This is a genomic window from Streptomyces sp. NPDC058221 (assembly GCF_042882365.1).
Lineage (GTDB): Bacteria > Actinomycetota > Actinomycetes > Streptomycetales > Streptomycetaceae > Streptomyces.
In genome coordinates this window covers 1-12,246 of the sequence record NZ_JBHVWF010000010.1, presented here as the reverse complement: position 1 = coordinate 12,246, position 12,246 = coordinate 1, and the positions used below count along the sequence as shown (strand labels likewise).

The window sequence follows — 12,246 nt, the reverse complement described above, 5'->3', positions numbered from 1 at the left end:
GGAACCGCACCGCACCCGCATGGTTGTACAGTTGCGCAATGTAGCAAGTGTTGGTGTCCGGATGGATCACCGGGCCCGTCCATCGTCGGTCCGATCCACTGTCCACAAACGCCTGCCGGAAACATTGACCGGAAGACACCCGAAGAAAGGGCGTGAAGCGCATGCTGCGCAACGGCCTCGAACCCTGGCACCTGCTGATCGTCGCGATCGTCGTGCTGGTGCTGTTCGGCTCGAAGAAATTGCCGGACACCGCCCGCGCCCTGGGCAAATCCATGCGGATCCTGAAGAGTGAGACGAAGGCCATGAAGGAAGAGACTCTCCCTCAGGAGGCTCCCCCCAAGTGAGAGTGGGGGGACACGGCGGAAGGTTCCTGCCGTCTCGCCACTTCACGGCTTGCGCAATCAGGGAACCGCAGGGGAAGGGCCGTCGTTCTACACGGTGACGGCCGAAGAAGTGCTGATCAACGGATCACTGGATCATTGGAGGAAGTACATGGGTGTGACCCTGGCCAAGGGCGGCAACGTCTCCTTGTCGAAGGAGGCACCCGGCCTGACCGCGGTGACGGTCGGCCTGGGCTGGGACGTACGGACGACGACGGGCGCCGATCACGACCTCGACGCCAGCGCGCTGCTGTGCTCGGAGAGCGGCAAGGTCGTCTCCGACCTCCACTTCGTCTTCTACAACAACCTGAACAGCCCGGACGGTTCCGTCCAGCACACCGGAGACAATCTGACCGGCGAGGGCGAGGGCGACGACGAGTCCATCAACGTGGACCTGTCGGGCGTCCCGGCGGATGTCGCGAAGATCGTCTTCCCGGTCTCCATCCATGACGCGCAGAGCCGGGGGCAGAGTTTCGGCCAGGTGCGCAACGCGTTCATCCGCGTCGTGAACCGGGCCAACGGGGTTGAGCTCGCCCGCTACGACCTGAGCGAGGACGCGTCGACCGAAACGGCCATGGTGTTCGGCGAGCTCTACCGGCACGGCGCGGAGTGGAAGTTCCGCGCGGTCGGCCAGGGGTACGCCTCCGGCCTGGCGGGCATCGCGTCCGACTACGGCGTCAACGTCTGACCGCTCGGTTCGGTGAACCGGGCACGCGCGGGTCCCGGTCCGCACCCCGTCGTACGGGTGCGGACCGGGGCCCGTCCCGTTTCACCGGCCCCCGGCCGCTTCCGGCACCTTCGCGCCCTCACGGCTGATCGCACCCGGCCACCAGGCCTTCGGCCCGATGTCCACCACCAGTGCGGGAGCAAGCAGTGAACGCACCACCAGAGTGTCCAGGAGCACTCCGAAGGCCACGATGAAGGCGATCTGCGCGAGGAAGGCCAGGGGAATGACGATCAGCGCGGCGAACGTGGCGGCCAGCACCACCCCGGCCGAGGTGATCACTCCACCCGTGCTGACCAGACCCCGCAGTACGCCCTGCCGGGCCCCGTGCACCAGGGCCTCCTCCCGGACACGTGACATCAGGAAGATGTTGTAGTCGACCCCCAGGGCCACCAGGAAGACGAATCCGTACAGCGGAACCGAGGCATCCGTACCGCTGAACCCGAAGGCGTGCTTGAACACCAGCGCCGAGATGCCCAGGGTCGCGAGGAAGTTGAGGCCCACGGTCGCCACCAGCAGGACCGGGATCAGCACGGACCGCAGCAGGCCCATCAGGATCACCAGGATGATCACGAGCACCACCGGCACGATGATGCCCCGGTCCCGTTCGGCCGTCTGCTGGGTGTCGTACTGCTGCGCCGTGTAACCGCCGACCAGCGCGTCGGCACCCGGAACCGCGTGCACGGCGGCGCGCAGGCGCTGGACCGTGGCCTTGGCGGCATCGCTGTCGGCGGCGTCCTTCAGCGTCGCGTCGATGCGCACACGGCCGTCCACCACGACGGGTGCGCCGCCGCCCGGCCGTCCGGAAGCCGTGACGGGTGCCGCGGATGCCACACCCCGCGTCCCCTCGGCCGCGGCGGTCACCTCGCCGGCACGGGCGGCGTCCGCGACGACGACGGCGGGGTTGCCCGAACCACCCGGGAAGTGCCTGCCCAAAGTGGACTGCGCGGAGACGGACGGTGCGTCGTTCACGAAGATCTCGTCCAGCGGTACGCCCCGCGATGTGAGGGTGGGTGCGAACGCGGCGCAGGCGATGAGGACGAGGAGGGTGCACATCCAGACCCTGCGCGGGGTGCGGTCCACGCGCGCCGCGACCCGGCGCCAGATGCCGTGGCCACCCGAAGCCTCGTCGGCCGGACGCGGCTTCGCCGGCCAGTAGGCGGCCCGGCCGCACAGGACCAGCACCGCCGGCAGGAAGGTCAGCGTGCTCAGCACCGCGCAGACGATGCCGATGGCCCCCACCGGGCCGAGCGCCCGGTTGTTCGTCAGATCGCTCAGCAGCAGAGCCAGCAGAGCGAGGGCGACGGTCGCGGCGCTCGCGGTGATGGCGCCGAAGGAGCGGCGCAGCGCGGCGGTCGCCGCGGCGGTGCGGTCGCCGTGCCGGGCGAGCTCCTCGCGGAAGCGTGCGGTGAGCAGCAGCGCGTAGTCGGTGGCCGCGCCGATCACCAGGATGGACAGGATGCCCTGGACCTGCCCGTCGACGCGCACGACGTCGTGGTCCGCGAGGACGTAGACGATCGCGCAGGCAAGGGCGAGCGCGAGGACGGAGCTGATGATGATCAGGAACGGCAGCAGCAGACTTCGGTAGACGAGCAGCAGGATCACGAGCACGGCGGCGAGTGCGACGCCCAGCAGCAGCCCGTCGATCCCCGCGAAGGCGTCCTTCAGGTCGGCCTGACTGGCCGCCGGCCCGGCGATCCCGGCCGTGGTGCCCGGCACCGAATCGGCTGCCGCCCGTACACGATCGAGCGTGCCCGGCAGTGCGTCCCCCAGGTCGGAGCGCAGTTGCACGACGCCGGAAAGCGCCTTGCCGTCCTCGGAGGGGAGGGCGGGCGACGGTTTTCCGACAACTCCCGGCTCGCCGGCGAGGGAAGCGAGTGCCCGGGCGGACGCAGCCCGCGCGGCGGGCGGGAGCGCGCCGTGCTTGCTGGTCCAGACGACGATCGCGGGTACCGTCCCGGACCGCTGGAACGCCTTCTGGGCTTCGGACACCTTCGTCGACTCGGCGCTGCGCGGCAGGAACGCGGACTGGTCGTTCGTGGACACCTCGCCGAGCTTTCCGGCGTACGGGCCCAGCGTCCCGCCGATGCCCAGCCAGACGACGAGCAGTGCTACGGGCAACAGCCAGCGGACGATGCGGTGCCGCGGTGCGGGCTTCATTGCTTCCTCGGAGGTCGACGCACGAACATTTTCTCTCAATCATTCATTATCTCAATGACTGAGAGATATTACTCTGGGGACATGCGCACCGCAGACAGAGACCCGGACAGAGGCATGGACGACGGCCCCACCGGGCTCCGGTCCTTCGCTGTACTGCTGCGCCGTATGAACAGCGAGTTCAATCGCATCACCCATGAGTTCGCACAGTCCCAGGGCCTGCACCCCACGGATGTGCAGGCGCTCATCGCGATCCTCGACGCCGAGCGCACCGGAACGGGCGCGGCCATGACGCCGGGCAGACTGCGGGAACAGCTGGACCTCACCTCCGGGGCGGTGACGGCGTGTCTGGACCGGCTGGAGCGCGCGGGGCACATCCGGCGGGTCCGGGACAACAGTGACCGCCGGGTGGTGCATCTGCACTACGCCGCCCCGGCGAAAGCGGTGGCCCGAGAATTCTTCATGCCGCTGGCGGACAGCACCGAGACGGCTCGGAGCCAGTTCGACGAGGCCGAACTGGCCGTTGTCGTCCGCTTCCTGGACGCCATGAACGACGAGCTGGCCCAATTGCGCAGGAGCGGACGGCAGGCCTGAGCGAGGGGCGCGCCAGGTGCCCGGCGCTCAGAGTGCACGGAGGCCGGTGATCACCTCGCGGATGACACGTTCGTCGGGCAGCTCCGCAGGCGGCACGGGCCGGCTGACCCGCACGTAGCCGGATTCGAGCAGGTCGCCGAGGAGCACCCGTACGACACCGACCGGCAGATCGGCGTCGGCGGAGAGCTCCGCGACCGACTGGGTCCCGTTCCGGCAGAGAGTCAGCAGGATCCGGTGTTCGGGTCCGAGCAGCGCGTCCTGCGAGCCGCCCGACGCGGTGTCGTCAGGAGTGACGAGCGCGATCAGGTCGAAGTGCGCGCCACCTGAGCCCGGTTCCGTCCGGCCGCCGGTCATGGCGTACGGGCGGACGAGCGGGCCCGCGTCGGTGTCGTACCACTGGCTGCCGGACAGTTCGTACAGGCCGGGGGCACCCTGGACGTACTCCCGGCCCTCGTCGGTGGCGGACACGGTGTCCCAGCCCCCTCAGCCGGCTGTCGACGGGTGTCCGGCGAACCGGGCAGGGGTGCGCAGGTGCTCACCCACCCGGTTGACGAGCCGGGCCATCTCGTAGGCGACCAGGCCGATATCGGCCGACGACGTGCTGAACACGGCGAGGCAGGACCCCTCCCCCGCGGCCGCGACAAACAGGAACCCCTCGTCCATCTCGACCATCGTCCGGCGTACGTCTCCGGCCCGGAAGTGCCGTCCGGCGCCCTTCGCGAGGCTGTGGAATCCGGACGCGACCGCGGCCAGGTGTTCGGCGTCCTCGCGGCTCAGCGTGCTGGACGCCCCCACCGCGAGCCCGTCGCCGGACAGCACGACCGCGTGCCGCACTTCGCCGGCGCGCGCCACCAGATCGTCCAGCAGCCAGTCCAGTTCGCCGGAACGGCCACGCACCCCGGTCCTCTCGTGAGCGGTCATGCGGGATCTCCTTCGGTTGGCGGGCAGGGGTCGGTGTCCTGGCGGGGCGCCGATGTGTCCGGCACGGTGCGGGAGGAGCCGCTGCCGCGCACCCAGCCGGCCCGGTAGGCGGTCATCCGGTCCCGGACCTGTTCGGGCGTGCGGCCCGCGGATATATCTTCGGCCCGGCCTGCCGTTGCGGGCGGCCCCGGCCTCGGTACCTCCCGTAGCTGCGGAACGAGACTGGCCTGCCGCACCCGGCGCGGCAGGGCCTCGTCGTCGCCCCGCACGTCTGCCTTACGGGGGCGCTGCCGCAACTCGGTCACCCCGGCCTCGGGGCCGGCGGACGATTCCAGGGCGGGGACGGTGACGGGCACCGGAAAGGCCGTGGTCCCGGCCCGTGCCGGACGGGGCCCGGAGGCGGCGCCGAAAGGGGTTCCTTCCTGCGCGTCCCGGCGGTCGGCCGAGGCGCTTCGCGGTGCCCCCTGCGCACCGGCCGTCGGCAGCGCATCCTGCAGCACAGCCGTCGGCAGCAGGACGACGGCTGTCGTCCCGCCGTACGGCGAGGTGCGCAACCGCACCTTGATCCGGTGGCGCGCGGCGAGCCGGCCGACGACGAACAGGCCGAGCCGGTCGCTGTCGAAGAGGTCGAGCGCCTCGGCCTGCTCCATGCGCCGGTTGGCCTCGCCGAGGAGCTCGGGGCCCATACCCAGTCCGCGGTCCTCGATCTCCAGCGCGTAGCCGTTGCCGACGGGTTCGCCGGTGATGTGCACCTTGGTGTGCGGCGGGGAGAACTGCGCGGCGTTCTCCACCAGTTCGGCGAGCAGATGGGTGAGGTCGGCGACTGCCGTGCCCTTCACAGCACCGTCCGGCAGCCGGCGGACCTCCACCCTCGTGTAGTCCTCGACCTCGGAGACCGCGGCCCGTACGACGTCGGTCAGGGACACCGGCATGCGCCAGGCCCGTCCGGGGGCGGCGCCCGACAGAATGATCAGGCTCTCGGCGTGCCTGCGCATCCGGGTGGTGAGGTGGTCGAGCCGGAAGAGGTCACTGAGCTCGTCCGGGTCGTCGGCCCTGCGCTCCATGCTGTCCAGGAGGTTGAGCTGACGGTGGACCAGCACCTGGCTGCGGCGGGCGAGGTTGACGAAGACACCGGAGATCCCGTCCGCGAGTTCGGCCCGTTCGACGGCGGCTTCCAGGGCTGCCCGGTGGACGGTGCCGAGAGCCTCGCCGACCTGACCGATCTCGTCGTGCCAGACGGGGCCCGGCGGGGCCTCGGCGCCGATGTCGAGCTCCTCGCCCGCGCGCAGCCGCTGCATCGCCAGGGGCAGTTTGCGCCGGGCGATCTCCAGCGCACCGTTGCGAAGGCTGACGAGTTCGGTGACGAGCCCGCGCCCGATCCGTACGGAGATCACGAGGGAGGCGGCGACGGCCGCACAGCCGAAGATCACGGCGGCCCCGGACGGGCTGAGCAGCCCACGGGCGAGCGGGTCGGCGCGGTCGGCGGCGCGTTCTCCGGCTCCGGCGCCGATGCTGCCCAGCTCGCTCCGCACACCGGCCGCGGCCCGCTGCCAGTCACCGGCGGGGACGGCCCGGGCCGCCGCCTGGCCGGGTGCGGCGGCGAGCACCCTGTCCTCGGCTGCCTGGACCGAGCGGTAGGCGGGCCGGGCGGTGAAGTCGCTCCAGGCGGCACGTTCGGCGGCGGGCAGATCGGCGCCCGCGGTCTCGGTGAGGCTGCGCCGGGTGGCTACCGCTCCGGTGAACAGCTGCAGCGGCCGGCCCTTCAGGGTGCCGGTGCGTCCGGCCGCGGTCAGCAGGGCGTCCTCGCGGGCCAGCATCTCGTCGGCACGGGCGAGTTCGAACAGGACGCGGGCGTCGGAGCCGAGAGAGCCGTCCTGGATGCCGGTGAGGGCACCTGAGACCGCGAACGCGGCGGTGAGAGTCTCCGTGTACCGCTCGTACACGGCTGCTCCGTTGCTTCCGCCGTCCTTCTCCGCTCCGGCGCGAAGGTGCTCGGCGAGGCCCAGGAAACGGTCTAGGCGCCCGGCCACGCCGCCCGGCAGGCTGCCCGTGTCGGCAAGGGTGTGGCCGCCGTCGAGCCGCAGGGCCGCGAGTGTCCTGTCAGTGCGCCCGACCTGCTTCTCCAGGGCGCCGGTGTGCGCCCTGCTCGGGTCCGCCGCTCGCAGCACGGCTGCTCCGCGTTCGTTCTGGAGAGCGGCGATCGCGGCCGCCACCGGGGCCCTGACCTCCTCGTCGACCCGCTGCAACTGGCGCAGTCCTGCCACGTCCTGGGCCGTCGACACGGTGGCGAATCCCCACAGGGCGAGCAGTGAGACGACCGGCACCGTGAGGAGCGAGATGATCTTCGCGCGGACCGTCCTGGGGCGCAGCGTCCGGCGTCCGTGCGGCACGGACGTACCGGCGGCCGACGGCGGCCCGTCGTGGCCGATGCTCTCGTCGGCCGGCGGTCCGGCGTGCGCGCGGCGCCCTCGGGCGGGCGACGGCGGGGTGCCGGGCCGGGCGTCGGTCGTGCGGGGTGGGCGCATGGCCTCCTCGTTCCGGATATGAGCTGGGTGTGACGCTGTCTTCGGCGGGCCGGACCGTGGGTCAGGGAGTGCCTGCGGGTGTGGTGTCCGGGCTGCGGACGGCCCGACGTGCACGGATGTCCGGGCCCCGCCGGGCGGGTGCGGCTGCGGGCTCCGCAGTTCTCGCACGCTCGGCGAAGACGTAGGCGGCGCGTTCCCTGGCCGTCGGCGAGAGGGCGACGAAGGCCGAGGTCAGAAAGAGGTACGAGCCGAGGCCGACGGCGAGCGGGAAGATGAACTGCATGGCGGTGGCCCCGTGGAGCGCGCTTCCCGAGGGCGTCACCCGTACTGTCACGGCGAGCATCCCGGTGTAGTGCATGCTGCTGACCGCCGCGCCCATCACGAGCGAGGCAAGTGCCACGGCCCGTGGGGACTTGATGTTGAGCGCCGCCCACAGAGCCGCCGTCGCGGCGATCACCGCGATGACGACGGAGAGGACGACCCGCAGCGGGTCGTAGTGGATGGTTCCGTGCAGCCGGAGAGCCGACATGCCGAGGTAGTGCATGCTGGCGACGCCGAGCCCCGTGGCCAGACCGCCGACCAGCAGCGCTCCGGTCCGGTCGGGGCTGTGGCCGACGGCGAAGACGCCTCCGCCGACCACCACCATGGCGCCGAGCAGGCTGAGGAAGGTCAGCGGTGCGTCGTAGCGGATGTCGGTCCCGTACACGCCGAAGCCGAGCATCGCGACGAAATGCATGGTCCAGATGCCCGAGCCGATGGCTGATGCGGCCGTGATCAGCCAGTTGCGGCGCGAGCGCCCGGTCGTCTCCAGCGCACGCACGGTGCAGCTCAGGCCGAGTGCGGAGCCGATGCAGGCCATCGCGTACGACAGCAGAGGTGTCAGCCAGCCGAAGGTGGCGTGGTCCAGGTGTCCCATGACTCGGGGACGCTAGTCGCGGTGAGGACGCATCCCGGGCACGCTTCGAAAGCTGCTGGAATATGACAGAGAGACGTTCCCGAACGATCGCGCCGTGGTCGAACATGCACCCTGCTCCATGTCGTTTCGTTCGAGGCGTCCTTGCGCGATCATGTCCGCATGGCCGATGACCACACACATGTCCAGGAGTTCTTCACCGCCCGTGCCGCGGACTGGGACACCCGCTTTCCCGACGACGGTCCGGCCTTCGACGCGGCCGTCTCCGCCCTCGGACTGCACGCGGGCGACTGCGTGCTCGACGCGGGATGCGGTACGGGACGGGCGCTGCCCGCCCTGCGGGCGGCGGTCGGTCCCGGCGGCACGGTGCTGGGCGCCGATCTCACCGCTGCCATGCTGGATTCGGCGGTACGCGCGGGCCGTGACCGCAGTGGGCTGCTGATCCAGGCGGACGCGGCCCGGCTGCCGCTGCGGGCGCGGGCTGTCGACGCGGTGTTCGCGGCCGGGCTGATCTCGCATCTCTCACAGCCGGGTCCTGACCTGGCGGAACTGGCCCGGGTGGTGCGGCCCGGCGGACGGCTTGCGCTCTTCCATCCCATCGGCAGGGCGGCACTGGCCGCGCGGCACGGCCGCACGCTCACCGGCGACGATCTGCGGGCGGAGGCCAACCTCCGCCCGCTGCTGGACCGTTCGGGCTGGCGGCTGGACAGGTACATCGACGAGGCGGCCCGCTTCCTCACCCTCGCCGAACGGACGGACTGATACCTCGCGCCGCCTCGCGCACCGGGCCTCGCGGCCCTCTCACTCGGCAGGAGCGTCCGGGAGCCCGAGGTGGCGGACCGGGCAGCCGCTCGTGCCGGGTGTGGGGCAGGTGCCGAGTGCCGCCACCTCGTAGCCACCCGGGTACCCCTTGATCTCGGGATTCTGGCGGGCGTAGTGCGGGGTACGGCGGGGCGGCAGCAGACGCACCGCGCGAGCCCTCAGCCGCAGGGCACCCCGGGTGAGGCCCCGCGCCACGGAACCGGGACGCTCGTAACGGAAGGCCCGCAGGAGCGAGTCATCGAGGAGCGCGAGACTCGCGCCGCGTGCGACCCGTGCAAGGGGGCGCGGGTACCACGAGGCCATCAGCGCCAGCGTGGCGTCCGATACCGCGCGCGCTCCTTCGTCCCAGCCGAAATGCTCGTTCTCGTAGTCGTCGAGGGTCCGTTCGAACTCCTCGTACGTCCGCGGCAGGTCCTTGATGCCCATGTGGGCGCCCAGGGTCCGGTAGTAGGCGGCACAGGCGCGCAGCTCGTGCCCGGACAGCCGGCGCCAGCCGTAGGAGTCGAGCCACCGCTTCGGGGTGACGACGAAGGTGCACAGCACATAGCGCATGTCGTCGTTGCTGATCTCGTAGCTGCGGTGCATCGCGTTGATCCGGCGGATCGCCGTGCGCCCCGGGTCACTGTCGAAGCCGTGCTCGACCACGGCGTCCAGCAGCAGTGCCGTGTCGTCATACCTCTTCTGCGAACGCTCCGTCAGCTCGGCTGTTTCGGCCAGGAGCCGGCCGATACTCGGCACGGCGTAGGTCCGGTACAGGGCGAGTTCGAGGGCGCGGGTCATGTCCCAGGGGAATTCGTACGTGGCGGTGCGGCGGTAGATCTCCAGGAAGTCGCGCTCCGGATCGAGGCGTTGGATTTCCTTCAGCCGGTCGAAACGCTTCACCGCACCGCCCCCTCTTGTACAGGTCGAGTGTCCAACCCTATGTCCGCGGGCAGGACCGTGAGTACGCATGCCCGACAGGGACAGCAACGTACCCTCACGTGCTCACGACGTCCGTGCCGCACGCACACATTGAAGGAAGGGCGGTCCCCATGACCGACATGTTCGGCATACTCCGCAGAGCCGTGACCCCCGGCCGCAAGGGCGTCCGGCCCGGGTCTCCCACGACGGCCCCGGAGCGGCGGCAGCACAACCTGTTCGACGCGGCGGCCACGTTCGTCGCGGCATCGGTGGAGGACGACCAGGACCGGATGGACGAGGCGAGCGGATGGGTGTCTCCGGAGGCGCTCTCCTTCGGCGTCGGAGAACTGGCCCAGCGGGCGGTCCTCGCCCTCGCCCGTGAGCGCGGCGAATCACCTGAAGGGGTGGCCCGCACACTGCTCGGCCTGGCCGACGAGTGAACGAAAGGTCCACGGCGCACCGGATCCTGGTGTTCTGCCTCGTCAGGGCCTCGACGAGCGGGTTACCCACTGGTTAAGGTGCGCCGACGGAAAACCATGACGGATGATGAGGAGGGTGCAGTGACCGGGACGGACAACACAGTCGCCGACGACGACGCACTGTATGTGCTGACTGCGGTCCTGCTGACCCCTGCGCAGTTCCCGAGCGTTCTCGGCGACGACTACCCGGCGGCGTGTACGGCGCTCGGCCTCGAACCGTACGCCGACGGCTACGGTCTGGTGATGGGCCAGGACGGCGACGGGGCCAGGTGGACCGTCGTCGTCGATGACGTGTCTCTGGTGGCCGTGGCCATCGCGTCCTGGGACTGCGGCATGGAGTACGACCTGTCGCCCGACGACCGCACGGTGGTCTGTGCACTGCCCGGCTGGCCGCTCGCCGTGGCAGTCAGCGCCCCAGGAGTGGCGGCCCCGCACGACCCGGCGCCGGACCCAGGGGCGGACGGCGAGGAACTGGTGGCGCTGGCGCCGCCCGGCACCGATGTGTGGGGTCCGGCCCAGCGCCGCCTCGGCGCCGACGCAATCGCCTTGCAGTGGGCGGTATGGCGCGAACAGATCGACGACGAGACCGCCTTCGCACCGGCGGACGGTGGGAACGGTACCGACGCGGGCGGGGCCGGTGCGGAGGGTGGTGCCGGTGCGGACGTTGCTTCCGGTGCCGGCACCGGCACCGAGGAGGCTCCCGAGTCGGAGCAGGCCAAGAAGGACGAGGACAGCGCGGCGGGCGACGGTGCCGCCGCGGACGACGCCCCCTCCGGTACGCACCCCGGTGTCCGGCGGGCTCTCACCGAGGCGCACGCCTATGTCGAGAATCCGCCACCGCCCGGGCGGGTCCGTTCCTCCTTCGCCTCCGGGGACGCCAGGATGATCCGTGCCGACGGACCCGGCTGGTCCATGGTGGCCAGGACCGACGACATCGCCTTCCTGCTGCTGGACGAGATACCGGGGGAGATACTGACGGTGGGACGCGGCACGGAACTGCCCGGTCTGCTGGAAGCCCTGGACGCGCTGGCGGTTCGGCCCTCCTGAGCCCGGCGCACTCCGGTCGTTGGCCAGGCCGTCTCGTCAGTGACCGCAGGGCCCGGATGACACAGGGCGACGTGGTGCTGATCTGGGGGCGGCGGGCGGTCTGGGCGCTTACGCGACACAGTTCGTCCGCAACGGCGGAGGGATCGCCGTGGGAGTGGTCAGCAGCGAGGAGAAGGCGCGGCAGGCGACGGCGCTGGGCTGTCACGCGGTCATCGACCGGTCGGAGATCGGGCCTGACCGGCAGCGAGCCACCCGCGGATCCCGCGGTGGTGGGCAAGAGGCTGGGGCGGCTGATCCGGGCCGCGGTGGGCGAGGACCCGCACAGCGTCTTCGAGCATGTCGGCCGGGCAACGTTCGGATTGTCGGTGTTCGTGGTCAGACGCGGCGGGACCGTGGTCACCTGTGGTTCGAGCACCGGCTACCGGCACGAGTTCGACAACCGGTATCTGTGGATGCGACTGAAGCGGGTGGTCGGCAGTCACGGGGCCAATCTGCAGGAGCAGGCGGCGGTGGGCCGGCTGCTGGGTCTGGGCCACATCCGGCCGGCACTGTCCGCGACGTACACACCCGACGAGGCCCCGGAGGCCGCGCGGCTGGTGCAGCGCCACCGGCACAGCGCAAAGCTCGGGGTGCTGTCACTGGCACCCAAGCCGGGGCTCGGCGTCACCGGTCCGGAGCGCCGGGCCCTGATCGGGGAGGACCGCAGCACCCCGCTGCTGCGGCCGGGCCGCTGACGCCGGCCCGGCACCGGAAAGGCCGGCGGGGCCCGGGCCCGGATGGGACC

The 12,246-nt window shown here is 71.2% G+C and carries 13 protein-coding genes; 7 read left to right on the top strand and 6 right to left on the bottom strand.

The window, feature by feature from the left end:
• Positions 1 to 161 precede the first annotated feature (161 nt).
• Positions 162 to 344 carry a Sec-independent protein translocase subunit TatA gene (gene tatA, locus ACFVW8_RS05580; protein WP_389686449.1) on the top strand — a complete coding sequence of 61 codons (183 nt, stop codon included), beginning with the start codon at positions 162 to 164 and terminating at the stop codon, positions 342 to 344.
• Between the two features lie 148 nt (positions 345 to 492).
• Entirely contained in the window at positions 493 to 1,068 is a 576-nt protein-coding gene (locus ACFVW8_RS05575) for a TerD family protein (protein ID WP_389686447.1), read from the top strand.
• Between the two features lie 81 nt (positions 1,069 to 1,149).
• Here the strand turns inward: ACFVW8_RS05575 and ACFVW8_RS05570 are convergent, their stop codons facing one another.
• Complete coding sequence (locus ACFVW8_RS05570; RefSeq protein ID WP_389686323.1) at positions 1,150 to 3,264, bottom strand: MMPL family transporter; 2,115 nt, start codon at positions 3,262 to 3,264, stop codon at positions 1,150 to 1,152.
• An 81-nt stretch (positions 3,265 to 3,345) separates the two neighbouring features.
• On the opposite strand from ACFVW8_RS05570, the gene ACFVW8_RS05565 reads away from it, so the two are divergent.
• Complete coding sequence (locus tag ACFVW8_RS05565; protein WP_389686321.1) at positions 3,346 to 3,855, top strand: MarR family winged helix-turn-helix transcriptional regulator; 510 nt, start codon at positions 3,346 to 3,348, stop codon at positions 3,853 to 3,855.
• A 27-nt stretch (positions 3,856 to 3,882) separates the two neighbouring features.
• Here ACFVW8_RS05565 and ACFVW8_RS05560 read toward each other — a convergent pair whose 3' ends face one another.
• The 4 genes from ACFVW8_RS05560 to ACFVW8_RS05545 all read right to left on the bottom strand — a co-directional run bounded on the left by ACFVW8_RS05560 (position 3,883) and on the right by ACFVW8_RS05545 (position 8,217).
• A complete protein-coding gene (locus ACFVW8_RS05560; protein ID WP_389686445.1) occupies positions 3,883 to 4,275 on the bottom strand; it encodes a DUF742 domain-containing protein in 393 nt (130 codons plus the stop codon).
• Positions 4,276 to 4,338: 63 nt separating this feature from the next.
• Positions 4,339 to 4,776: a roadblock/LC7 domain-containing protein gene (locus ACFVW8_RS05555; RefSeq protein ID WP_389686319.1), complete on the bottom strand. Its 438-nt coding sequence runs from the start codon at positions 4,774 to 4,776 to the stop codon at positions 4,339 to 4,341.
• On the bottom strand, positions 4,773 to 7,301 hold the full coding sequence (locus ACFVW8_RS05550; protein ID WP_389686317.1) for a nitrate- and nitrite sensing domain-containing protein: 2,529 nt from the start codon (positions 7,299 to 7,301) through the stop codon (positions 4,773 to 4,775). The genes ACFVW8_RS05555 and ACFVW8_RS05550 overlap by 4 nt, the downstream gene beginning before the upstream one ends.
• A 61-nt stretch (positions 7,302 to 7,362) precedes the next feature.
• The gene (locus ACFVW8_RS05545; RefSeq protein WP_389686315.1) at positions 7,363 to 8,217 is read right to left on the bottom strand and encodes an MHYT domain-containing protein; all 855 of its coding nucleotides are present in this window, start codon (positions 8,215 to 8,217) and stop codon (positions 7,363 to 7,365) included.
• Between the two features lie 159 nt (positions 8,218 to 8,376).
• On the opposite strand from ACFVW8_RS05545, the gene ACFVW8_RS05540 reads away from it, so the two are divergent.
• Complete coding sequence (locus ACFVW8_RS05540; protein ID WP_389686313.1) at positions 8,377 to 8,976, top strand: class I SAM-dependent methyltransferase; 600 nt, start codon at positions 8,377 to 8,379, stop codon at positions 8,974 to 8,976.
• A 39-nt stretch (positions 8,977 to 9,015) separates the two neighbouring features.
• Here ACFVW8_RS05540 and ACFVW8_RS05535 read toward each other — a convergent pair whose 3' ends face one another.
• The gene (locus ACFVW8_RS05535; protein ID WP_389686311.1) at positions 9,016 to 9,918 is read right to left on the bottom strand and encodes an oxygenase MpaB family protein; all 903 of its coding nucleotides are present in this window, start codon (positions 9,916 to 9,918) and stop codon (positions 9,016 to 9,018) included.
• 149 nt (positions 9,919 to 10,067) lie between these two features.
• Between ACFVW8_RS05535 and ACFVW8_RS05530 the strand changes: the two genes are divergently transcribed.
• The 3 genes from ACFVW8_RS05530 to ACFVW8_RS05520 all read left to right on the top strand — a co-directional run bounded on the left by ACFVW8_RS05530 (position 10,068) and on the right by ACFVW8_RS05520 (position 12,196).
• Positions 10,068 to 10,376: a hypothetical protein gene (locus ACFVW8_RS05530; RefSeq protein ID WP_389686309.1), complete on the top strand. Its 309-nt coding sequence runs from the start codon at positions 10,068 to 10,070 to the stop codon at positions 10,374 to 10,376.
• A gap of 120 nt (positions 10,377 to 10,496) precedes the next feature.
• The gene (locus ACFVW8_RS05525) at positions 10,497 to 11,462 is read left to right on the top strand and encodes a hypothetical protein (RefSeq protein ID WP_389686307.1); all 966 of its coding nucleotides are present in this window, start codon (positions 10,497 to 10,499) and stop codon (positions 11,460 to 11,462) included.
• A 266-nt stretch (positions 11,463 to 11,728) separates the two neighbouring features.
• Entirely contained in the window at positions 11,729 to 12,196 is a 468-nt protein-coding gene (locus ACFVW8_RS05520) for a zinc-binding dehydrogenase (RefSeq protein WP_389686305.1), read from the top strand.
• The last annotated feature ends 50 nt before the right edge of the window (positions 12,197 to 12,246 follow it).